We start from the raw sequence: 22,110 nt of genomic DNA, 5'->3' as shown, positions 1-22,110 counted from the left end.
CACTTCAATCTATTTTTTTCTTTCATTTTCTTCCTAAAAGCAGGCTAAATTACTCATTTCGTGTTTTTTCTATCTGTATCGACAGGCTTTTGTCGAATATTTTTTGACGATTAGCTTGCAGCTTTTTTGTGTATTGCTTGATAATCATGATTCACACTTGTTTCGTTAATCATCCATTCAATGTGCACGCCATAACCGCTTGTCGGATCATTTACAAAAACATGTGTAACAGCACCGACTAATTTCCCGTTTTGAATGATCGGACTCCCACTCATTCCCTGAATGATACCGCCGGTTGCTTTAAGCAATCTCGGATCGGTAATTTTGATAACCAAACCTTTTGTAGCCGGATGCTTTTGCGGAATTGAATTCAGAATTCGGATATCAAATGCTTCAACCTTATTCCCATTTAGGACTGTAAGCATTTTTGCCGGTCCCTCTTTGACTTGATCCGCTTTTGCAACTGGAAGTGCTGCATGGTCCATATCCGAACGCATGACATAATTTTTTTCCATTTTTCCAAAAATACCGAATGGAGTGTTCTTGGAAACGGCTCCGATGCTGACTGCATTTTCCGGAAAGAAAGCAATCTTTTCCCCAGGTTTCCCTTCCTGGCCCCGGTCAATGGCCTGAACGATTGAACGAACAATACGTCCGTTTTTAACCATGATCGGCTGCCCGGTATCCCGATCTGAAATCACATGTCCCAATGCACCGTAGGAACCAGTACTCGGATCATAAAAGGTCATTGTGCCGATTCCTGAAGCAGAATCTCGAATGAACAGCCCCATTTGATAGTGGCGGTTTTGTTTGTCCATAATCGGTATCAAATGCTTCTTCACTACCATTCGTTGACGAACTAATGTTACTTGTAGCGGATCGCTGTTTTTAGCGACATGCATCAATCGGCGCACATCCGTGATGGATCGCATTGATTTGCCATTTATTTTTGTAATCACGTCGCCGACCCGAATGCCTGCCGATTCACCAGGAGACTCCTCCCCACCTGCTGTTGATACAAGATGATAACCGACTACAAGTACCCCCTTGGTGCTGAGCTGTACACCGATCGACTGCCCGCCCGGTATCAATCGTATGTTCTTATCAGAAATCTCTGTGGGCAATGCCGAAACATGATTTGATACGGCAGTCGCATTTCTCATTACATGTGATTTGCGAATAGCACGAACTTTTTTCTTTTTGACCAGCATTGTGATCGGTGAACCACTGGCCAATTCAGTGCCCGACTGAAAGCGTTCGTTATTCATTGATCCGCTATTCTGCCATGCATGGAAAAGAAATTGCTCTGTTCGTATACCTGAACAGATGATGAAACAACTGAGCAGAACAATTGCAATCGCAATGCCCATTTTTTTCCTATTTTTCATAACTCACTCTCCTCGCTCCGAACCCGCACTTTGTCTTGCAGTGCATTTATTAAAGTTGCCTGAGTAAAGAAGAATTATGAGCTATCCCGCAAAACGATTAATTCCAGTAAAGGATGAGTATGCCAACCTCTTTTACTGCTTGATCTTATCGGCCATCTGAATCAATTCCTTGGCATGCCGGCGAGAAAGATCGGTCATCTGCGATCCGGAAATCATTCGACTGATTTCACGAACCTGATCCGGCTTACTCAGCGTTTTTACATGTGTACCTGTTCGATTATCCTTGGTCGTATATTTCTCAATCAGAACATGGCGATCAGCCATTGCTGCCACCTGCGGAAGATGTGTAATACAGAATACCTGAGCATTCTGAGCCAGGCTGCTGATCTTTTCAGCCATTGCCTGCGCAGCTTTTCCGCTAACGCCAGTATCGATTTCATCAAATATGATCGTTGCAGAGCCAATAATTTTCTTAAATACGGTTTTAATCGCCAGCATAATCCGAGATAATTCACCGCCCGATGCAATTTTTGCCAGCGGTTTAAACGGTTCGCCAGGATTCGTTGTTATATAAAAGGATACTTGATCAATTCCATTTGAATCAAATCCGGCAAATGACTCCAGACTGCTGTTCATCTGAATATGGATTTCAATTAATGCATGTTCCATGCACAAGTCTTTAAATTCACGGTTAATCGCCTGAGCAAGCTTGCCGCTTGTTTTTTTTCTTGCCGTCGATAATTGTACTGCCTTTTCTCTGAGCGAGCTTAAACCGGCTTTCAGTTCTTCATTCAGCGCATCAAAGTTTTGATCTCGTGAATTCAGCTCGTTAAGTTCTTTTTTTATTTGTTCGTAATAACTTAAAATTTCCTCGACTGTATTGCCATACTTTCTTTTTAAAAAATGAATTTCATTTAATCGAGCCTCAATCGCATCCAGGCGTTCCGGATTATATTCCATTTGCTCCAAATAAGCACGCATTGTTGAAGTCTGCTCTTCCAGGAGATAATAGCAATTGGATACGGAATCGGAAAAATGGGCAAGTTCCGGGTCCAGGTCGCGAATTGAATCCAAGCTCCCCGAAGCAAGTCGAAGCATATCCAATCCGGCATTTTCTCCGCCCAATGCCTGATAGCCTGCTTTCAGCGCGTGGAACACCTTTTCAAAATTCATTAATTTTCTTTTTTCTTCAAGAATCCGATCTTCTTCCCCTGACTTTAACTCGGCCGATTCGATTTCACCAATTTGATATTGGAGCAAATCAATTCGCTGAGCAGTCTCTTTCTCATCGCGATTGTATTTGCTGCATTCTTCCACCAATTTTGCGACATGCTTGTAATCATCAGAATAAGCATGCTTAAGTTTTGCGATTGCTGATCCGCCAAATTGATCAACAAAACTGATATGATTCGATGAATCTAAAAGCTGCTGGTGCTCATGCTGACCATGAATATCAACAAGCCGCTCTCCGAATTGCTGAAGGATTGATAAGGTCACGAGTTTACCATTTATGCGACAGACACTTTTTCCAGTCCGAGAAATTTCTCTTCTTAAAATGATCTGCCCGTCTGTCCTGTCCATTCCCATGTGATCAAGCAGATGGGAAAACGCTTTTTGATCCTCTATATCAAATAATGCTTCAAGCTCTGCTTTCTGCGCACCATGACGCACATATTCTGCTGATCCTCTTCCGCCTGCCAGTAAAGCGATCGCGTCAATAATGATCGATTTGCCGGCACCTGTTTCTCCGGTAAACACAGTCAGCCCATTATTAAACGACACATTAAGTTTGTCTATAATTGCAAAATTTATGATTTGAAGTTCCGCTAGCATCAAGGATTCACCCCTTTGATTCGAACGTTCGTTCCTATATCTATTTTCTCGCGTTCAACTCAAGCCGTCAATATATTAGCGAAAAATTTTGGCGATCATGTAAAAAAAATAATAAAGCAAACCCGTTTTCAGGTTTATGCCTTATTATCTTTTTGTTTGAAATTCCGGTGAGCGCTGCGAACAACTTCCTCAGGCGATTTCTGCAACAAATTGACTGCGTGCCCTTTACTCGAACGTAGATAAGCAAGGAATTCAATATTTCCATCACCTCCGGTAATCGGTGAATAACTGAGGTCGAGCAGTGAGTAGCCGCAATCGAGCGCGAATTGAAGGATTTCATTCACAACGGACACATGCACTTTCGGATCATGGACGATGCCTTTCTTTCCGACTTCATCTCTCCCCGCCTCAAATTGTGGTTTGATGAGTGCAACGACTTCTCCATTGCGCTGCAAAATTTCGATCAATGGAGGCAGGATTTTTTTCAGTGAGATAAACGATACATCAATCGATGCAAATTGAGGCAGACCTTCTTGAAAATTTTCAGGAGTGCAATAGCGGAAATTTGTTTTCTCCATGACAATGACACGCGGGTCGCTGCGTAATTTCCAAGCTAATTGATTATAACCGACATCAAGCGCATATACTTTCTTCGCCCCATTTTGAAGCGCGCAGTCGGTAAACCCACCCGTCGATGCGCCGATATCCAGCATCAGCACTCCCTTAAGATCCAACTTAAATACCTTGAGCGCTTTTTCAAGCTTTAGTCCGCCGCGTCCCACATACGAAAGAGGATTCCCTTTAATATTTAATTCAAATGTACTGTCAACCTTGCTTCCCGGTTTGTCAATTCGCAAATCACCATGGTAAACCATCCCGGCCATAACCGCTCTTTGCGCTTTCTCCCGAGATTCAAACAATCCCTTCTTGACAAGAAGGACGTCAACTCGTTCCCGATCTTTCATGAAGTAATGGCCTTCCTAATCCGATTCGTTCCGGTTCTATTTTTAAGCATTTGTTTCACCCGAATACTGATATGCTCACTGGTTAATCCCAATTCATTTAATAATTCATTGACACTGCCGTGTTCAACAAAGCAATCATCGATCCCCATTCGTTCAATCATTAAATCGTAGATGCCCTGGTCGTGAAAAAACTCCAAGATGCTTGATCCGAATCCTCCGGCAAGCATCCCTTCCTCAACGGTTAAAATCGGTCTGCCATGTGCCGCAAGCTCAGATAACATCTTACTGTCAAGCGGTTTTATAAAGCGTGCGTTAACAATTTGTACTTGGATACCATCCGTCTCAAGCTGCTTCGCCGCTTTCAACGCAATTTGCAGCATTGGACCGAACGCCAGCACCGTTACGTCACGGCCGTCGCGGATAACTTCCCAGGAACCAATCGAGAGCTCATGTAAAGGCGAGTTCATTGCCACTCCGATGCCATTTCCGCGTGGATAACGAACAGCGATTGGTCCTTGATTATCGTTTATTGCCGTATAAATCATGTTTCTCAGTTCATTCTCATCTTTACCCATCATAATGGTTAGATTAGGCAAGCTACGCAGAAAGCCGATGTCAAAGACACCTTGATGTGTCTCCCCATCTGCGCCGACCAAACCGGCCCGATCCACAGCAATCACAACATTTAAATTTTGTCTGCAAATATCATGTAAAATTTGATCGTAAGCACGCTGCATAAACGTTGAATAGATAACTAATACGGGTTTCATTTTTTGTGTCGCCAAGCCCGCAGCGAAAGTCGCCGCATGCTGTTCGGCGATGCCAACATCAAACAAGCGATCAGGGAATTCTTTGCCAAACCCTTCTAGCTTGGAACCGACAACCATAGCGGGCGAAATAACAACAATTCGCTTGTCTTCGCGTGCGAGCTCCTGCAAGGTATCATTGACGACTTTACTGTAAGCCGGTGCTGCCGCAATCGGTTTGATGAATGCTCCAGATTCTATTTTATAAGGTCCAGTCCCATGCCATGTACCGACTTCATCTAACTCCGCAGGTTTATAACCCCTGCCTTTCTGGGTCAGAACATGAATAATAACCGGCCCTTTTTTCTTAATGGCGTAGTTAAAGCTGTCCATGAGTGCACTCAAATTATGTCCGTCCACCGGACCAAGATAAGTAATCCCCAATTCTTCAAAGAACACGCCGGATACAAGCAAGTATTTCAGCCGATCTTTTAAACGCTCGGCTGCTGAAGCAATTTTGCCGCCAAACGCCGGAATCTTCTTCATAAGATATTCAAGATCTTCTTTGGCCTTATTGTATTTATTCGCCGAGCGGATTCGATTCAGCATATTGTGAAGTGCACCGACATTAGGCGCAATCGACATTTCATTGTCATTCAGAATAATGATCATATTTCTATTCTGATGGCCAATATCATTCAGCGCTTCCAGCGCCATTCCTCCTGTCAATGCACCATCGCCAATAACTGCGACGACTTCGAAATTTTCGTGTTTCAGGTCCCGGGCAACAGCCATACCTAGCGCAGCAGAAAGAGACGTTGAACTGTGTCCTGCTTCCCAAACGTCATGCTCACTCTCACTTCGTTTAGGAAAACCACACAATCCTTTATATTGTCTCAGCGAATCAAAACGGTCTCCTCTTCCGGTCAGGATCTTATGCACATAGGACTGGTGCCCCACATCCCACAATAATTTGTCTTTTGGACTGTTAAACACTTTATGAAGCGCAAGTGTCAGCTCAACCACGCCAAGATTCGGCGCAAGATGCCCCCCGGTTTTTGACAGCTTCTTAATAAGAAAAGAGCGGATATCGCCGGCGAGTTCGTTCATTTGACTGACGGACATTTTTTTTAGAAATTGTGGATTCTTTATTTTTGAAACGTCCATAAATGTCACCCATCCTTTTTTACCGATTTTCTCTTCTTACTCTTTTTTTCTTTGTATCAAGAATCTTAAGGATCGGAATGTGCAAACGAGCTTCGGTAAAGTACATGACATAGCCGACTCTGTAAATGATTTTCGTTGAATTTTTAATAGCAAATCCTTTGCCAAGTGCTTTCACAAAAACAGTCAGTGCTGCAACGCAGCTCGTCACAATCACAGAGATAATATACTCAACAACCCCGCTTTTATTGTAAACGAGCAGCGCCATCATTTCTACTACAACAACGGACGCAGCTGTACCGCTGATTATAGCGCTTGCATCACCAATAACATCAGTGCAAAAGGTATTAACCCGGTCGGCATTTTTTGTCAACCAAACCGAGTATTTTGCACCTTTCATACCTTTTGATGCGATTGCATGAAAGGGGGCCTCACTGGAAGCCGTGGAAGCAACACCGATTATATCAAAGAAAAGGGCAATAAGAATAATAACAAGAACGACAATAGTACCGCTGATGACATTAGCATTACTAAGTACAGCAGTCGAAACAATTGAAAAAATAGCCGCTAGCACAAACGTGATAACAGCTAAGGGTACCGCCCATTTTAATGCTTTTTTAAGCTCATTTTTCATGTGTATTCCATCCTGACACAATTAACTGCAAAATGGACGTTTCACATCCTTAAAAAATATCTTATTTCTATGCGGTATGAATTATGTAGCGAGGTCATTTGAAAAGTAAACATTGCGGCTTAGGTCCAGTAGGTTTTCCCGCCAAGTTACCTGTTGTTGCCAAGCAGGCAGTTTCCTATTAAAACTTGGCCGATGCCGTCGCCGCACATCGAACTGGAACGCCACTCAGACCGCACCATAATCCTTTTCAAATGCTGCAGATCTGCAGACAGTCTAGGAGATTTCCTCAAGCACTCTTGAAACTTTACTCTAGCCTCTTTTGCAGAATTGATTTCAGGAAGGTGCCCCTTATCATACCGGCCAAGTAGTTCAAGGTTATGCACCGACCATCCCCTCTTTCCCACTCAAGGCAGGCTACGCTGTTCGCTTTTCCTTAATGATTAAGTACTTACGAAACAGGTTTTCCACATAGTCATAGCTATTTAAAGCAAACAACGTACGTGTCTCCACGGGCGCAGGGTCTTCGCCCACATGCCGTTGCGGATCGCCCTACGCCCTTTACTCCCAGCACAAGCCCAAAGCTGGGCGCCTTAAGCCGGCACCAGGAACTTCATCGATGTGCCCTTTGACGGATTTTTAGCCCCGTCTTCAAGTAAAGTAGAGTGACTAGAATACTGCACCATCAATTTATCGCATTTAAGTTTATCACAAATCCGACAAACGCTCAAACTTTGTTCCATTAATATCAATAGGTACGATGGAGCAAATAGCTTGCAAGATCGGAGAGCAAACCATTTTCAAGTCCAATTTTTCTAAGTTCAGCAAGCGATGCATTTACTTCCTGTTCAAGTTTTTCTTTAGCCCCGTTCGTACCGAGAAGGCTGACATATGTGTTTTTATGATTGGCAATATCACTGCCAACAGGCTTTCCAAGTGCCTTTTCTTCGCCGGTAAGATCAAGAATATCATCACCAATCTGAAAGGCGAGTCCAAGATGTTCCGCATACAAAACTAATGTCTGCTTTTTCTTTTTGTCTACTTTTGCAATGACAGCAGCGGCTTCTACAGGAAATCGGATCAGTCGTCCTGTTTTTCTTTTGTGAATAGACATGAGTTCATTTAGATTTATCTTTTTTTCTTCTGCTTGAAGATCGTCTTGCTGGCCGCCAACCATTCCCTCCGGTCCGGCAGCCTTTGCAAGCAAATAAACAAGCTTAATTCTAGTGTTCTCATCAATGAACGGATCATTCGCAATCAATTGAAAGGCTGCGGTTAATAAACCGTCACCGGCTAAAATAGCTGTGCTTTCACCAAAAACGCAGTGATTTGTTGGCTTTCCTCGTCTTAAGCGATCATTATCCATTGCCGGAAGATCATCATGGATCAACGAATACGTATGTATCATTTCCAAACCAAGTGCCGTACTTAAGCCATTATCTTCCGCTTTCCCCAATGAATGCAATGTAGCAAAAAGCAATATCGGACGGATTCTTTTTCCTCCCGCCTCCAATGAATAGAGCATTGCCTGTTTTAACTTCGGTGTAATAGCCGCATTTTGAAAAAGCATGGGAAGCTCTGCTTCAAACCATGCTTTTTTGTTCGCCATATAGGCCTTCAGCATTTGATTCATTGTTCATCATCTCCTTGAACCGAGAAAGGTTTTGTTTCACCATTCGGTCCGATGAGCTGATCGATCTTCTTTTCGACCTTTTCAAGCTTGTCATGGCACAGCTTTGAGAGCGCCATACCTTCTTGAAAAAGTCCGATCGCCTTTTCGAGAGGTACATCATTTTCTTCCAACTGCTTCACAATTTGCTCCAGCTGATCCATCGCTTCCTCAAAAACGGGTTCCTTCTCATTTTTATTCATCGAATCACACATGTTCATCCGCCTCCTCTATGCCCCAAACCTGACAATCTATATTTCCGTCATGCAGCTTAAGATTAAACATATCACCAGGTGCTATCTCGCGTACCGATTTAATTAATTGATCTTTTTCGTTAAATGCCAGTCCATAGCCGCGGCTCATAATCTTAAGTGGACTTAAGCCGTTCAGCTGAGCAACCAGCTTTTCAAAGTACGCTCCCCTTTCTTTACGTAAGACCTTGAAAGCTCGTACTAACTGCTGCTGTCGATCATCTAGGGAACGTTGTGCTCTTGCGACTAACTGCTGCGGTCCGCTCTGACCTAATAAACGGTCAATCATTGTAACACGTTCCCGTTTTCGAAGAAGCTGTCCGGCTGCCGCGTTGTTCAAACGCTCGATCAGCCTGTCGCATTCTTGCTCTTTTTGCAGAATGAGCTGCCCCGGGTAGCGGAAAGCGTAAGACTGCTGCAGCCGATGCAGACGCAGTCTTTCTTCGCGCAGTTTACCGGCTAACGCCTGGACCAATTGTGAAACAGATTGATTCATTCTCCGTTCCAAATCATCACGATTCGGAACAGCAAATTCACCTGCTGCCGTAGGCGTCGGTGCACGTTTATCTGCAACAAAATCCGCTATGGTAAAATCTGTTTCGTGCCCGACTGCAGAAATGACCGGAATCCGTGATTTAAAGATTGCATCAGCAACGATTTCTTCATTAAATGCCCATAGATCCTCAATTGAACCGCCTCCGCGGCCGACAATCAGTACATCAAGCTCACGCACTTGATTCGCCTGATTTATTGCAGATGCAATAGAAGGAGCGGCTTCCACACCTTGAACAAGTACTGGAAACACAGTAATTCTTGCTGCGGGAAACCTTCGTTTAATCGTCGTAAACAGATCACGAATAGCAGCTCCGGTTGTTGAGGTGATAATGCCTACCTCATAGGGAACCTCAGGGATACGTTTCTTTAATGAGGAATCGAACATTCCTTTATCTTGAAGCTTTTTTTTCAACGCTTCATAGGCAAGATAAAGCTTCCCCAACCCATCTTGCTGCATCTCGCGAATATAAATCTGATATTCACCGTATGGTTCATAAAGCGCAACCGAGCCCTGAACGAGAACCTTCATACCGTCTTTTGGTTCAAAGGCTAATTGGCGCGCGTTGCCTGCAAACATGACCGCACGTATTCTTGAATTTTTATCTTTAATCGTTAAGTATAGATGGCCCCTAGAATGTCGTTTAAAATTTGATATCTCACCGCGCAGCCAGATATTTTGCAGATTTCCATCGGTCTCCATTAATTGTTTAATATATCGAGTCAGTTTAGTAACGCTAATATATCGATCATTTTCCATTACTGCCTACCCGCCTTTTTATTTTGACGCATTGCAGCAATTAATGTGTTTTCGAGAAGCATCACTCGGGTCATCGGTCCGACACCGCCGGGAACCGGTGTAATGTAGCTTGCTTTTTCCTTTACCTCATCAAATACTACGTCACCAACCAGTTTTCCTGAACCGCTGCGGTTCATACCGACATCAATGACAACCGCACCGGGCTTAATATCATTGGCGTGAATGAGTGCCTCTCTTCCTGCTGCAGCAACTAGGATGTCTGCCTGTTTCGTGTACTCTGAAAGAGACTCTGTCTTCGAATGGCAAACCGTTACCGTTGCGTCATGATTTAAGAAAAGCATTGCAGCAGGCTTTCCGACTATATTGCTTCGGCCGACAATAACAACATGTTTTCCGGATATCGGAACATTAATTGCCTTCAGCATTTCAATAATGCCTGCCGGCGTGCATGAAACAAACCCCTCTTGCTTCGTAACCAATCTGCCGACATTGATCGGATGAAAGCCGTCAACATCTTTTTCAGGACTGATCGTCTGAATAACTTTTTGCTCAGAAATATGATCTGGGAGTGGTAACTGAACTAAAAGCCCATGTATTTCATCATTCTCATTGAGCTTGCCTATCTCATCCAGCACCTGTTTTTCTGTTACTGTTTCGGAAAAACGAATTAGTTCAGAATAAATGCCAACTTCTTTGCAGTCACGAATTTTTCCTTTTACATAGGACATGGATGCAGGGTCTTCTCCCACAAGAATAACAGCGAGTCCAGGAACATATCCTTGCTGTTTCATCGACTCAATCTGAGATTTCATCGCTTGTTTTTTTTCAGCAGCAATCAATTTCCCATCAATTCGTTGTGCACCCATCATTCAACCATCCTTCTGAGATTATAGACTTTTCGTTTCAATTTCCTTGGAAATACCAGATAATACGCCGTTCACAAACTTTCTTGTTTGTTCATCACTATAAATTTTACATAACTCGACTGCTTCATTTACCGAAACAGTGATTGGAATGTCATCAAAATAGAGAATTTCGCATACCGCAATTCTTAAAATTGTTTTGTCGATATTCCCAACGCGATCCAGTGACCAATTTTGCAGATGTTTGCTGATCAATTGATCTATTTCCTTTTCATTATTCAAGGTTTGATCCAATAAACGATTCACAAATGAATCAATGGGCTGTCCACTTTCGTTGACAGCTCCAAGTGCTGTCGCTCGGTCTGTTTTGCTGAGCGTCATCTGAAACAAGGCTTGGAGCGCCATTTTGCGTGCTTCTCTTCGGTTCATTACTGACTCCCTTTCACTTAATACTGACTCTCTTTAGAGTAACGAAACAACGTATCACGCGTTGCTCCCGGCTTTCATCGTTCACAGGACATGTAAAGAAGCAAAGGGAAAGCTCTTGTCCTTTGCTTCTTAATCGATCTCGGAATCAGTCTTTTCTTTGTGATCGAAACGAACGCCGACAACATGAATGTTAATTTCATGAACATCTAGCGCTGTCATCCGTTTCAATGTCTGTACAATATTATCCTGCACCTTCTCAGCGACATCAGGTATAGAGACACCGTAATTCATCGTCAGCTGAACATCGATGATAATACCGTCATCGGTCAAGTCAACTTTGACACCTTTTCGATAGTTGCGGCCGCTCAGCTTCTCAACCATTCCTGAAGCAAAATTACCATGCAAATCACTGACCCCGACAATTTCAACTGCGGCAAGACTCGCAATGACCTCAATAACCTCAGGAGAAATTTCGATTCTGCCTAGATCCTCCTGTTGTTCCTCAACTTCTATTGAACGATTTTCGTTTTCGGGCATGAATGTCACACCTCCATGATTAGCTTTGTTCGTTAAGCGGGTATTTTTTCAAGAATTTAGTATTGAATGCACCACTCTCGAAGACCGGATGCTGCAGCAATTGAAGATGAAAGGGAATCGTTGTTTTAATTCCCTCAATCACATATTCCCCAAGTGCGCGGCGCATAATCGCAATCGCATCTTCTCTTGTTTTTCCATAGGCAATTACTTTTGATACCATTGAGTCGTAGTACGGCGGAATAAAATAGCCTTGATAAACCGCTGAATCCACGCGCACCCCAGGTCCTCCGGGGGCAAGGTAGGTTTCCACGCGTCCGCATGACGGCATGAAATTCTTTTCAGAGTCTTCAGCATTAATCCGGCATTCAATCGCATGACCACGCAGATAAATATCCTCTTGTTTTACCGATAAGGGTTCGCCAGAAGCAATTCGAATCTGTTCTTTCACAAGATCCAAACCGGTCACCGCCTCCGTAACACCATGTTCCACTTGAATTCTCGTATTCATTTCCATGAAATAAAACGAACCATTGGGCTCATAAATAAATTCAATGGTACCGGCACCACGATAATGAACGGCGCGGGCGGCACGAACAGCTGCATCCCCCATCTCTCGGCGCTTTGCTTCATTAAGTGCAGGTGAAGGTGATTCCTCCAATAATTTTTGCAGACGTCTTTGGATCGTACAATCTCGCTCGCCAAGATGAATCACATTCCCCTGAGTATCGGCGAGTATCTGAATTTCCACATGACGAAAATCTTCAATATATTTCTCAATATATACCCCTGAGTTGCCAAAGGATGTGTCTGCTTCCTGCTGCGTAATTGTGATGCCGTGTCGTAATTCTTCCTCATCCTGGGCAACACGGATGCCCTTTCCGCCACCGCCGGCTGTTGCTTTAATTAGGACAGGATAACCGATATCATTGGCGATTTTCATCCCGTCCTCAATACTGCTGATTACTCCATTAGAACCAGGAACAACGGGCACTCCCGCATTTTTCATAGTTTGTTTGGCAATATCCTTAATCCCCATTTTGCTGATTGCTTCAGAGGTAGGACCAATAAACTTAAGGTTGCATTCCTCGCACATTTCAGCAAAATCAGCATTTTCGGAAAGAAAGCCGTAACCGGGATGAACAGCATCGCAGCCCGTCAACGTTGCTACACTGATCATGTTCGTATAACTCAGATAGCTGTCCTTCGGTGCATTTGGTCCGATGCAATAGGCTTCATCAGCCAGTTGAACATGAAGTGCATCCTTATCCGCTTGGGAATAAATTGCGACCGTTTCTACGTCTAATTCTTTACATGCGCGGATAATCCTAACCGCGATCTCTCCTCTATTCGCTACTAAAACTTTTTTTATCATAAATAATGAACTCCTTAATCTTCCTTAACCAGAAATAATGGCTGACCATATTCAACAAGCTGTCCGTCCTCTGCGAGAACATCAACAATGGTTCCCTTGCATTCCGCTTCGATCTCATTAAAGAGTTTCATGGCTTCAATAATGCAAACGACCGTTTTCTTGTCTACTTTCGAACCCTTCTTGACGAAGGCTCCTGAATCAGGGGACGAAGAAGAGTAGAAGGTTCCGACCATCGGAGCCGTAATCTTGTGCAGTGAGGAATCATCCATACTCTCATCTGTTGTTGCATGGTTTGCATGCGCAGCTGCATGAGCTTCCGGTTGGGCTGCTGGCTGTATATCTGCCACCTGCGGTACAGCAGCTTGGACGACTGCTTTTCCTGCGAATGCTTCAGCCTTTTTTAAGGTAAGCTTTGCATCCTCTGCTTCAAATTTCAGCTCACTTATTGAAGATGAATCCATCTCCTTTATTAATGCTTTAATGTCTTCAATACTTAGCAAATCCAGCACTCCTTTGTCCCGTACCTTTGTTCTCAATTATAGCATATCATCCATATCATTCCTGTTTCAATAAATGAACTTAAGGTAGTTTGTTTGGGAAATTTATTTTAATTTTACTCATTTTCCGGGAACGACAGCCTTTAAGTTCTACGAAGAACTTGTATGAAATGTTTCGGATCACGCAAAAAAACTGTCGCAGGAAATTGCAACAGTTTCTATTCTACCTAATTTTGTTCAAAAAATCTTCAAAAAATGGATTTTCTTTTTACTTCTCATTCAATGCGTAGGTAACACTGACAACTCTGCCTGTACCAAGATATTCATTAGCAAGCTGAATCAGCTGATTTGCTTGTTTATCTGTTAATTTTTTTGAATCAACAAAAATTTGTACTTGACTTCCGCTTGTTTTTACAACACTGTTTTTAAAACCTTTTGATTGAACGACATCTTCAAGCATCGTTTCATTATCCGCCAATGTTTTCAGGTTCGCCATCGCGTCATATGCCGCACTCACTTCCTTTGCGGAACTGTTTTTTGACGCAATCACATTTTCATACTTTTTTTCCAATTGTGCGCGTTCATCATTTTTACTCAATTCTATATCTGCTAATTTTGTCGCTGCGACAGTAGTTGCTACCGTTTTTCCCGTTTTCACATCCGCTGCTGCGGGTTTAGCTTTTTCGGCGGCTGACTGCCCATCCTGCCCTGAATTGCTTCCTGGAGAGGATAACGCGTACACCGATAATACAACGATTAAACTAAGCATAGTCAGTAGCCAAACAGTTTGTTTCTTGATCATGTTATTGCCTCCTCATTCATTTTTTTCCAGTACCTTTACCTTATATGAAGGAATGTCCAAAACAGTTGCGACCGCATCCATAATTTGTACCTTAACAGTAGGCTGCTGTGCACCTTGAGCGACGACGATAACGCCGCGGACAGTCGGTTGTTCTTTACCAATGACTACAGGAATTTTACTGCCGTTTTGATCAATCATGACCACCTCCGTATCCTCATCTTTTTGACTGACCACACGTTTTCCGCCTTTTTGGTCGGTCTCGCTCGTTTGGTTATCCTGAATTTTGGTGTTGTTTTGATAGATTTTTTTTTCAGTTGAAGAAAAGGTCACCATAACGGATACATTCGATACACCGCGAATCTGTTCTAATATATTTTTTAGATTTTGATTCACATAGCTTTCATATTTTTCAATTGATGTCATTGAGCCCTGCTGACTGCCTGTCTTAATATCCGAAAGAGTCTTTGAATCTTTCGTACTGAACGTCTGTTTGGTTGCAAGCTTTTGACCTGCCTGACTTCCGGTAGAATAATGATTTGCCGCCAGAAGCGCCATGCCAACCAGCGCAAGCATCGTCAGTTTTATCAAAGCCCCTTTTGTATTCTTAACAGGATTCCCGTTTTTGTCCTTTCCACTGAGAAACAACCGGGATATACTCTCAATCCATCTTTTCACTGGCTCTTCTTCCCTCCTTCACGATTTACTTTGATGAGTCTCTGATTGAGTTCCCATCGTTTGGCAAGGAAGGAGCGGACGCTTTTCATCTCATCGGATTCATGTACCTTGTTTTTTTCTGAATCGTTTTTCCCTAAGTCGATGGATACATTTTTAACGGGTTGAATGGTCCGAATTCCGGATTCTTGACGACGATGGTTTTGTTCCGATTTTCCGACGGTGACTGTAACCTTATCCAATGACAGTTCTTGTCCAACAACTTTTTGAGCTGATAATGCCAATTTTGTGATCTGCAATCCGTATTTCTCATTCAACTCCTCCTTTACTTGATTTTTCATACGGACAGCCACTTGTTCTTGAATATATGCAGCTTGGGCCTTTTGTATTTCATTTTTTTGACGAGCTGTCTCACTTTTTATCGGTGCATCATGTTGCTCCGATTTAAGCCCTTGAAGCAGGCTGCTCGGATCCACCTGAAACAGGCGGATGACCGGATCCATAAGCGCAACAATCAGCACAAGACCAATGACAAATTTGATATATTTCTGAAATGCTCCCGACGGTACGAGCAATTCAAGAATGACAGCAAAAAGGACAATCAAAACAATTTCCGACACCCAGTTGATGAGATAACTCACAATTGCACCCCCTATCGCACCATCAGCGAGAGATTTCCGGAAGCAACGATGATGGTAATCGCAAGAAAGAACATGAGTGAGACGACAGCAAGCGATGCAAATAAATAAAAGGCGCTTTTAGCCATGATGACCAAACAGTCAATGACCGGACCGCCGCCAAGCGGTTGCAGAACCGCAGCCGCCAAATTATAAATAAAGGCAAGAGACACTATTTTTAACAGTGGAAAAACAGTGATACAAATTAAGATCAATAGTCCTGCAATTCCGATTGTATTCTTGAGAAGCACTGATGCGCCCATCACTGTGTCAGCGGCTTCCGTAAACATCCTGCCGACAACCGGAATGAAATTTCCTGTAAAAAATTTGGCTGATTTCACCATCAATCCATCAGATATGGAAGTTGCAGCTCCCTGAACGGATATGACACCAAGAAATATGGCAAAAAAGCCCGCTAAAGTGAAAAGCGCCACATTTTTGAGTAGTTCACTCAACCTCGTGAGTTTGTAATGGTCCGAAAGAGTACTCACAATTGCGAGCAATGCAGACATAACAAGCAATGGGAGGACAAATGATGAAATCAGCCAACCTGACGCATTCACAAGAAAAATCACGAGCGGGTGAAAAAAGGCGACCGAAGCAATCCCGCCGGTGGCAGCAGTCAAGGCAAAGATGAGTGGAATGAGTGCGACAAGAAATTGGCTCATGGCGCTCACGGTATCATTCGTATAACCGATAGCAAGTCGGAAACTGTTAAGAAGCAAGATCACCAGAACTAACGTAATGACAAGATAAGCAATCTTAGAAACTGCTTTATGTTCAAAGGCTGATTGAATTGTTTGCAGCAATGTGGAAAACACCGTGAGTAGAATTAATGTGCCAAGCAGCTTGCTGCTTACAACAAGCTCATGTAAAAAATAGTCAACAGCGCCATTAATGAGTTTTTTAAAAAAATTTTGCTTGTTTGAATGCACAAAGTTTTTAAAATCAGGCTCTGTTTCAGGCAAAAAGCCGCCATAATCGGTAACAACCTTATTCCAGTACGCTTCGATTTGAGTCGTATCAATCTTATCCAGCTGTTGATCCGACCATTTATTGATTGCTTGATCGGATTGGTCGGCATAAGCAGGCTTGTCCAGGCAAAGCACAAGAAAAAAGGTAATCATCATGATAAAAAGAATACGACTGCGACCACCTCTTTTTTTCAAGACAAGTGACAACTCAACCACCTCCCATTTGCGGCATTAGATGCATCACCGTGTCGACGATGGCGGTCAGTATAGGGATCGCCATGACGAGAATAATCAGTTTGCCGGCCAGTTCAATTTTACCGGCAATCGAGTTCTGTCCCGCATCTTTAGCAATTTGCGCACCAAATTCGGAAATATAAGCAATGCCGATAATTTTAAGAATCGTCGCGACATAGACATTATTCAAATGTGCGTTTTGCGCCATGTTGTTCAGCATATCCATAACCAGACGAATTTGATCGACCATCATAAGCAGAATGAATACACCGGCGACAAGTGATACGATCAGTGCGAATACTTGATTTTTCTCTTTTAAGATAAGTGCAAGAAAGGTGACAGCCAGTCCCAAGCCGACGATCTGAAGAATATCCATTGGCCCGTTCCTCTCTACATATAGAGAAATACTTGACGTATTTTTTCAAAGAGATCATCAATGAGTGTCGCGGCCATATAGAGAATCACAATAAATCCGATTAGAGTGACCCACTGCGCCCAATCATCTTTGCCCATCTGTTTCAAAACCGTTTGAATCATAGCAACGATGATGCCGATACCAGCTATTTGAAAGATTGTATTCACATCTAATGACACTGAGAACCCCCCCTCTCCCCTCAACCAAAGACAGATCGATAACTGAGAAAGCTCGATAATAGATTACCGAGATGAATCGGTATCTCGGGCGACCTCATCCGTAAAAGTAACCCTACGTTCTATAATCAATTCATTAAGACGCTAACCAACAAAAGAAGCTAGAAAATCAAGTTGCCTAAAATCATTCACAGACTTAGGGTGTAGGTTCGTAAGGTAGTTGTGCGATCATTGTTCCTAGAAACTCGGCATTTGATGTCGCTCATATGAATAAAAGAATAACCAGTATGCCCGTTAAAAAGCCCAGACTTCGCATCATTTTCTCATTTGATTGTTGAGACTGACGCGCGTTGGATTCCTCACGCTCTAAATGTGCTAGAGCAAGCTGAATATGTTTCTTTTGATTGTCTGCGTCTTCGGTTCCAAGCGTTGTACCAAACTGAAGAATAATTTCTTTTTCCGGAACCTTCATTGATGTGCTTGGCCAAAATTGTTCCACAGAGTTAATCCAGGCCTCCTGAAGCGGTAACCTTTTTATGCGAAGCTGGTCGCGAAGTAAAGTAAAAAAAACGTTCAATGGCTCCGGCATTTGTCTGGAGAGGTCTTCTGCCAATTGATCGACTGGAACACGTCCATAAATGATTTCTGCTTCAATGGATTGAAGAGCGGATCGCCATTGTCTGATTTCTCTTGGTCTGTCTCGGAATCGTCTCGCAAGAAGCAGTCCAGCCGCAGTCGACGCAAATAAAATAAGAAGCGATCCGATCATTTTTATCACTGCCAGATCCCCTCTGTTGCAGACATTTTCCGACCCAATTGATCAAGTATCGTTAACCGACAGCCCGCCTGATTTGAATAATTCCTACGCGACAGAACCACATAGCGATCAAATAGCTGGGCATTGACTAATGGTCGAATGGACGGCCGCTGCGAGAGCTGATCAAACGTGAAGCCGTGGGCGGTCGCCATAACGGTCACACCGGCATTTAACGCTTCAAACAAAGCGGCTGTGTCATCAGATCCGCCAATTTCATCGACAATAAGTACTTCTGGACTCATTGATCGAATCATCATCATCATTCCTTCAGCCTTCGGACACGCATCCATTACATCGGTACGTATGCCTAACCGATTCTGAGGAACACCGTTCACGCAACCGGCAATTTCAGAGCGTTCATCAACAATGGCTGTCTTCCGGGACGCAATGTAACGTTCCTCAATACCCTCACTTACAAGACGTGCCAAGTCTCTGAGCATTGTCGTTTTACCCGTTTGAGGTGCTCCGATTAACAGTGTATTAAACCAGCGCCGATGGCTGTAAAGAAAAGGTACTAGGGGAAGTGCGGCACCAATTTTCTGTTTCGCAAGACGAATATTGAAAAAAGTTACATCCCGCAAACGGAGCACATGGCCATGTTCCGTGATTACGCGCCCGGCCAGCCCAATTCGATGTCCGCCTTGAATGGTTACGTAACCGCGTTTCAATTCCTCTTCAAGTGTGTACAATGAATATTTTCCTATTTTCTGAAGCAGTTGGCGTGCCTGCTCCCTGCTGAAAGTCGGCATTCTTGTATTGTCACCCGGCACCCATTGACTTCCGGATACGATCAACTCTAATGGCCGATCTGTACGACAGCGTATTTCCTCAAGCATGCTGCGTTCTTTTTCAGGCATCCGAAGAATGATTTGCTGGAATGATTCAGGAAGATAGGGCAGAATCTCGTTCAAAAGAATCACCTCGGATAAAGACTGCTGAACAGTTCTATAGTTCTTCTCAAAATATATGCCGGCTTGTACACAATATGCTTGCTTCAGCCTAGATTAACACGGGAACCATAGGGAAAAGGCGCATGAGTTTGAGGAATAAAAAAGGAGATACGTATTTGCATCAATTGGAGCGGCGAATGAGAAAACTTTTTAACGTTGTTAGTACTAGCTTAGTGTTTAACATTGCTTAATATAAAAAAAGCAGCTTCCGAAGAAGCCACTTTTTTAAGTATTTGCCTAAACTAATTATGCCCGGGAAACATAAAGTCCTGAACGAGTATCAATGACCAATTTGTCCCCTTCATTGACGAAGAACGGAACACTGACAACATAACCGGTTTCAAGTTTTGCAGGTTTTGAACCGCCTGAAGCCGTATCGCCTTTGATTCCCGGTTCTGTCTCGACAACTTCAAGAACAACCGTATTAGGCAGCGCAACACCAAGCGTTTCACCTTGATAGGATTGAATATTGCATTCCATGTTTTCCTTCAAGAAGTTCAGTTGATCCGAAATTTGACTTGCATCCAAATCGAGTTGTTCATAAGATTCCATGTCCATGAATGTATAAGTTGATCCGCTCGAATATAAATACTGCATCTTGCGATTCTCAATACGTGCGGGATTTACTTTTTCGCCGCCGCGGAATGTTTTTTCCTGAATCGCTCCGGTACGAAGGTTTCTTAATTTCGAACGCACAAATGCAGCGCCCTTTCCCGGCTTTACATGCTGAAATTCGATAACGGAAAGGATATCTCCGTCAACCTCAATTGTCAGACCTGTTTTAAAATCGTTTACAGAAATCATAAGCTTCCTCCTTTAAATGCGCCACTTGTTGCTATGGGGACCGTCCCCGTCACTCATTTTAAATAATGAAAAACAATGTCTGAAAACGCTCATGCCCACACCCATGAAAAAAGCATTCATTCCCTTATTCAGGAAAAAATGCATTGAAAAGCGCTCTAACAAGGATTTTCCCGCTCGCATCGATGAACGGTGCGCAGACAAAATTCACTTTAGACATTTTACCACAGCATCACTGATTTGAATAGTTGCTCCCCTTTGAATTTTCCTCAAAATCAAAAGAAATAGAGTAGCCGATAAACAGACCATAGAGCGCGTACAAGCATAGTGTCGTTGTCAATGTGTTCCTATCCAACCTCGTCAAATACGGTAAACCGTTAAGAAATGGCTGACAAAGGAAAAAGACACATCCCCATAATAGAAGGCCGAAACCAATTGAAAACCAAATTGATTTTATTTTGCTGAATAGCAGCATATAAATTAAAGCAATGAGAATAGAAATGACACCGATCCCGGTAATAGCTATAAGTTGCCCGCCAATTTCATTTCTCCATTTCCAAAAGGTAAGCGGTGCAAATAATAAAGACGGACCAACTATGCTGAAATTTAACAAATAACAGATGAGCCCCATCGCGGACCAAAACATGCCCCCGAACAAACCGGTAATCGCCGTACGTCCGATTGATTTCGATAATTTATTTTTTTTCTTTCCCTTTATCTTTTTTTTATGTCTAACCATGATTTAATTATTCCCTCTTATAATCCTAGTTCATGCGCTTCATTATGCCCAACTCGATACAATCCATGTACTTATATGGCAAAAAAGTTCGTTCTACCGTCGGAAATAAGTTCTCAACTAGAAAACTATGAACAGATAGCTGCACAGATCTAGAGGTTTTAAGTAAATTCGGGTAGAATAAGAATAAGTATAGAGATATAAAATTATTGATTAGAATCGGGCTGATTAGTTAATGGAAAAAATTCTTCCTATATATGGCGGGCAAGCGGTTATTGAAGGTGTGATGATGGGCGGCAAATACACAACCGTGACGGCCGTGCGGCGAAGGGATCAATCGGTTACTTACTTTGAAGCACCAAAAAAAGAAATTCAATCCCTCGCACTTTTCCGCAAAGTTCCTGTTATCCGAGGAATTGTGGCCATTATTGAAGCGAGTGCTCTCGGCACAAAGCATCTGAACTATGCTTCGGAGGTCTTTGATGAAGATCCGGACGCAAAAATCGACGCGAGTGAGGAACCTAAGAAAGGATTTCATCTAGAAACTGTAATCGGCCTTACAGCATTGGGCATTATTTCATTTCTTTTTGCTAAGTTTATTTTTACGCTCGTCCCTGCGTTCATTGCGAATTTATTCGAACCAATTATTTCCGGTGATATTGCTCAGGTACTGCTTGAAGGTTTCTTCAAAATTTTACTTCTTGTCGGCTATGTTTATTTTGTTTCATTAACGCCGATTATGAAAAGGCTGTTTCAATATCATGGAGCGGAGCATAAAGTAATTAATACATTTGAAAGCGGCGACGAACTGACTGTTGCAAATGTGCGCCGGCACTCAAGACTTCATTACAGATGCGGTTCAAGCTTTATTCTCTTTACTGCGATTATCAGTATCTTTCTTTACTTTTTTGTTCCGACCGAACCGTTATGGCTCAGACTCGTTTATCGAATCGCACTGATTCCTCTTGACCTTGGGCTGGCCTATGAAATTCTCAGACTTACAAATAAAGTGCGCCATATACCTGTGCTGAAATGGCTGGGCTATCCAGGGCTGTGGGTTCAGCTGTTGACAACGAAAGAGCCTGATGATGACCAGATTGAAATCGGCATTCATGCGTTTGAAGAGATGCGGCGAAGGGAATCAGTCATTGAAAAAAAGCAAGCACTTGTGCGGCAGGTGCTTTAAAAAAACGGAGGTG

24 protein-coding genes are annotated in these 22,110 nt (G+C 43.0%); 1 reads left to right on the top strand and 23 read right to left on the bottom strand.

The window, feature by feature from the left end:
- Positions 1–110 precede the first annotated feature (110 nt).
- From spoIVB to NIE88_RS12460, 23 genes are all read right to left on the bottom strand, one after another.
- Positions 111–1,388, bottom strand: a complete 1,278-nt coding sequence (spoIVB, locus tag NIE88_RS12575; protein WP_253062555.1) for a SpoIVB peptidase — start codon at positions 1,386–1,388, stop codon at positions 111–113.
- A gap of 132 nt (positions 1,389–1,520) precedes the next feature.
- On the bottom strand, positions 1,521–3,221 hold the full coding sequence (gene recN / locus NIE88_RS12570; RefSeq protein ID WP_253062643.1) for a DNA repair protein RecN: 1,701 nt from the start codon (positions 3,219–3,221) through the stop codon (positions 1,521–1,523).
- Positions 3,222–3,355: 134 nt separating this feature from the next.
- Positions 3,356–4,186, bottom strand: coding sequence for a TlyA family RNA methyltransferase (locus NIE88_RS12565; protein WP_253062553.1), 831 nt, complete (start codon positions 4,184–4,186; stop codon positions 3,356–3,358).
- The gene (dxs, locus tag NIE88_RS12560; protein WP_253062551.1) at positions 4,183–6,099 is read right to left on the bottom strand and encodes a 1-deoxy-D-xylulose-5-phosphate synthase; all 1,917 of its coding nucleotides are present in this window, start codon (positions 6,097–6,099) and stop codon (positions 4,183–4,185) included. The genes NIE88_RS12565 and dxs overlap by 4 nt, the downstream gene beginning before the upstream one ends.
- A gap of 19 nt (positions 6,100–6,118) precedes the next feature.
- Positions 6,119–6,730, bottom strand: coding sequence for a hypothetical protein (locus tag NIE88_RS12555; RefSeq protein ID WP_253062549.1), 612 nt, complete (start codon positions 6,728–6,730; stop codon positions 6,119–6,121).
- A 745-nt stretch (positions 6,731–7,475) separates the two neighbouring features.
- Positions 7,476–8,360 carry a polyprenyl synthetase family protein gene (locus NIE88_RS12550; protein WP_253062547.1) on the bottom strand — a complete coding sequence of 295 codons (885 nt, stop codon included), beginning with the start codon at positions 8,358–8,360 and terminating at the stop codon, positions 7,476–7,478.
- Positions 8,357–8,611, bottom strand: a complete 255-nt coding sequence (xseB, locus tag NIE88_RS12545) for an exodeoxyribonuclease VII small subunit (RefSeq protein WP_253062545.1) — start codon at positions 8,609–8,611, stop codon at positions 8,357–8,359. Before xseB ends, NIE88_RS12550 begins: the two co-directional genes overlap by 4 nt.
- Positions 8,604–9,959 (bottom strand): exodeoxyribonuclease VII large subunit, encoded by a 1,356-nt coding sequence (xseA, locus tag NIE88_RS12540; RefSeq protein WP_253062544.1) that lies wholly within the window; start codon positions 9,957–9,959, stop codon positions 8,604–8,606. The genes xseB and xseA overlap by 8 nt, the downstream gene beginning before the upstream one ends.
- Complete coding sequence (gene folD, locus NIE88_RS12535) at positions 9,959–10,825, bottom strand: bifunctional methylenetetrahydrofolate dehydrogenase/methenyltetrahydrofolate cyclohydrolase FolD (RefSeq protein ID WP_253062642.1); 867 nt, start codon at positions 10,823–10,825, stop codon at positions 9,959–9,961. The genes xseA and folD overlap by 1 nt, the downstream gene beginning before the upstream one ends.
- A 21-nt stretch (positions 10,826–10,846) precedes the next feature.
- Positions 10,847–11,251, bottom strand: a complete 405-nt coding sequence (nusB, locus tag NIE88_RS12530; protein ID WP_253062543.1) for a transcription antitermination factor NusB — start codon at positions 11,249–11,251, stop codon at positions 10,847–10,849.
- A 129-nt stretch (positions 11,252–11,380) separates the two neighbouring features.
- Complete coding sequence (locus NIE88_RS12525) at positions 11,381–11,788, bottom strand: Asp23/Gls24 family envelope stress response protein (RefSeq protein ID WP_253062542.1); 408 nt, start codon at positions 11,786–11,788, stop codon at positions 11,381–11,383.
- A gap of 19 nt (positions 11,789–11,807) precedes the next feature.
- On the bottom strand, positions 11,808–13,160 hold the full coding sequence (gene accC / locus NIE88_RS12520; protein ID WP_253062541.1) for an acetyl-CoA carboxylase biotin carboxylase subunit: 1,353 nt from the start codon (positions 13,158–13,160) through the stop codon (positions 11,808–11,810).
- Positions 13,161–13,174: 14 nt separating this feature from the next.
- Positions 13,175–13,660: an acetyl-CoA carboxylase biotin carboxyl carrier protein gene (accB, locus tag NIE88_RS12515; RefSeq protein ID WP_253062641.1), complete on the bottom strand. Its 486-nt coding sequence runs from the start codon at positions 13,658–13,660 to the stop codon at positions 13,175–13,177.
- A gap of 265 nt (positions 13,661–13,925) precedes the next feature.
- Entirely contained in the window at positions 13,926–14,459 is a 534-nt protein-coding gene (locus NIE88_RS12510; protein WP_290446461.1) for a SpoIIIAH-like family protein, read from the bottom strand.
- Between the two features lie 12 nt (positions 14,460–14,471).
- Complete coding sequence (gene spoIIIAG, locus NIE88_RS12500) at positions 14,472–15,134, bottom strand: stage III sporulation protein AG (RefSeq protein WP_253062540.1); 663 nt, start codon at positions 15,132–15,134, stop codon at positions 14,472–14,474.
- The gene (gene spoIIIAF, locus NIE88_RS12495) at positions 15,131–15,772 is read right to left on the bottom strand and encodes a stage III sporulation protein AF (protein WP_253062539.1); all 642 of its coding nucleotides are present in this window, start codon (positions 15,770–15,772) and stop codon (positions 15,131–15,133) included. The genes spoIIIAG and spoIIIAF overlap by 4 nt, the downstream gene beginning before the upstream one ends.
- A gap of 11 nt (positions 15,773–15,783) precedes the next feature.
- On the bottom strand, positions 15,784–16,989 hold the full coding sequence (gene spoIIIAE, locus NIE88_RS12490) for a stage III sporulation protein AE (RefSeq protein ID WP_253062538.1): 1,206 nt from the start codon (positions 16,987–16,989) through the stop codon (positions 15,784–15,786).
- A 1-nt stretch (position 16,990) separates the two neighbouring features.
- Entirely contained in the window at positions 16,991–17,392 is a 402-nt protein-coding gene (gene spoIIIAD, locus NIE88_RS12485; protein WP_253062536.1) for a stage III sporulation protein AD, read from the bottom strand.
- A gap of 14 nt (positions 17,393–17,406) precedes the next feature.
- The gene (spoIIIAC, locus tag NIE88_RS12480) at positions 17,407–17,610 is read right to left on the bottom strand and encodes a stage III sporulation protein AC (RefSeq protein ID WP_023511026.1); all 204 of its coding nucleotides are present in this window, start codon (positions 17,608–17,610) and stop codon (positions 17,407–17,409) included.
- A 259-nt stretch (positions 17,611–17,869) separates the two neighbouring features.
- Positions 17,870–18,376 (bottom strand): stage III sporulation protein SpoIIIAB, encoded by a 507-nt coding sequence (spoIIIAB, locus tag NIE88_RS12475; protein ID WP_253062639.1) that lies wholly within the window; start codon positions 18,374–18,376, stop codon positions 17,870–17,872.
- Between the two features lie 5 nt (positions 18,377–18,381).
- Positions 18,382–19,335 (bottom strand): stage III sporulation protein AA, encoded by a 954-nt coding sequence (gene spoIIIAA / locus NIE88_RS12470; RefSeq protein WP_290446459.1) that lies wholly within the window; start codon positions 19,333–19,335, stop codon positions 18,382–18,384.
- 285 nt (positions 19,336–19,620) lie between these two features.
- Positions 19,621–20,178 carry an elongation factor P gene (efp, locus tag NIE88_RS12465; protein WP_253062534.1) on the bottom strand — a complete coding sequence of 186 codons (558 nt, stop codon included), beginning with the start codon at positions 20,176–20,178 and terminating at the stop codon, positions 19,621–19,623.
- A gap of 229 nt (positions 20,179–20,407) precedes the next feature.
- Entirely contained in the window at positions 20,408–20,914 is a 507-nt protein-coding gene (locus tag NIE88_RS12460) for a YqhR family membrane protein (RefSeq protein WP_253062532.1), read from the bottom strand.
- 232 nt (positions 20,915–21,146) lie between these two features.
- Between NIE88_RS12460 and NIE88_RS12455 the strand changes: the two genes are divergently transcribed.
- Complete coding sequence (locus NIE88_RS12455) at positions 21,147–22,097, top strand: DUF1385 domain-containing protein (protein WP_253062530.1); 951 nt, start codon at positions 21,147–21,149, stop codon at positions 22,095–22,097.
- Positions 22,098–22,110: the final 13 nt, after the last annotated feature.

Origin of the sequence: Sporolactobacillus shoreicorticis (genome assembly GCF_024125445.1) — a bacterium.
GTDB lineage: Bacteria > Bacillota > Bacilli > Bacillales > Sporolactobacillaceae > Sporolactobacillus > Sporolactobacillus shoreicorticis.
The sequence above is the reverse complement of the archived record's forward strand: the minus strand, read 5'-3'. Positions and strand labels throughout refer to the sequence as shown.

Excerpts from the sequence above, each read along its gene's own strand:
- spoIVB (WP_253062555.1), bottom strand. The coding sequence starts at position 1,388 with ATGAAAAATAGGAAAAAAATGGGCATTGCGATTGCAATTGTTCTGCTC.
- recN (WP_253062643.1), bottom strand. The coding sequence starts at position 3,221 with ATGCTAGCGGAACTTCAAATCATAAATTTTGCAATTATAGACAAACTT.
- NIE88_RS12565 (WP_253062553.1), bottom strand. The coding sequence starts at position 4,186 with ATGAAAGATCGGGAACGAGTTGACGTCCTTCTTGTCAAGAAGGGATTG.
- dxs (WP_253062551.1), bottom strand. The coding sequence starts at position 6,099 with ATGGACGTTTCAAAAATAAAGAATCCACAATTTCTAAAAAAAATGTCC.
- NIE88_RS12555 (WP_253062549.1), bottom strand. The coding sequence starts at position 6,730 with ATGAAAAATGAGCTTAAAAAAGCATTAAAATGGGCGGTACCCTTAGCT.
- NIE88_RS12550 (WP_253062547.1), bottom strand. The coding sequence starts at position 8,360 with ATGAATCAAATGCTGAAGGCCTATATGGCGAACAAAAAAGCATGGTTT.
- xseB (WP_253062545.1), bottom strand. The coding sequence starts at position 8,611 with ATGTGTGATTCGATGAATAAAAATGAGAAGGAACCCGTTTTTGAGGAA.
- xseA (WP_253062544.1), bottom strand. The coding sequence starts at position 9,959 with ATGGAAAATGATCGATATATTAGCGTTACTAAACTGACTCGATATATT.
- folD (WP_253062642.1), bottom strand. The coding sequence starts at position 10,825 with ATGGGTGCACAACGAATTGATGGGAAATTGATTGCTGCTGAAAAAAAA.
- nusB (WP_253062543.1), bottom strand. The coding sequence starts at position 11,251 with ATGAACCGAAGAGAAGCACGCAAAATGGCGCTCCAAGCCTTGTTTCAG.
- NIE88_RS12525 (WP_253062542.1), bottom strand. The coding sequence starts at position 11,788 with ATGCCCGAAAACGAAAATCGTTCAATAGAAGTTGAGGAACAACAGGAG.
- accC (WP_253062541.1), bottom strand. The coding sequence starts at position 13,160 with ATGATAAAAAAAGTTTTAGTAGCGAATAGAGGAGAGATCGCGGTTAGG.
- NIE88_RS12510 (WP_290446461.1), bottom strand. The coding sequence starts at position 14,459 with ATGATCAAGAAACAAACTGTTTGGCTACTGACTATGCTTAGTTTAATC.
- spoIIIAD (WP_253062536.1), bottom strand. The coding sequence starts at position 17,392 with ATGGATATTCTTCAGATCGTCGGCTTGGGACTGGCTGTCACCTTTCTT.
- spoIIIAB (WP_253062639.1), bottom strand. The coding sequence starts at position 18,376 with ATGATCGGATCGCTTCTTATTTTATTTGCGTCGACTGCGGCTGGACTG.
- efp (WP_253062534.1), bottom strand. The coding sequence starts at position 20,178 with ATGATTTCTGTAAACGATTTTAAAACAGGTCTGACAATTGAGGTTGAC.
- NIE88_RS12460 (WP_253062532.1), bottom strand. The coding sequence starts at position 20,914 with ATGGTTAGACATAAAAAAAAGATAAAGGGAAAGAAAAAAAATAAATTA.
- NIE88_RS12455 (WP_253062530.1), top strand. The coding sequence starts at position 21,147 with ATGGAAAAAATTCTTCCTATATATGGCGGGCAAGCGGTTATTGAAGGT.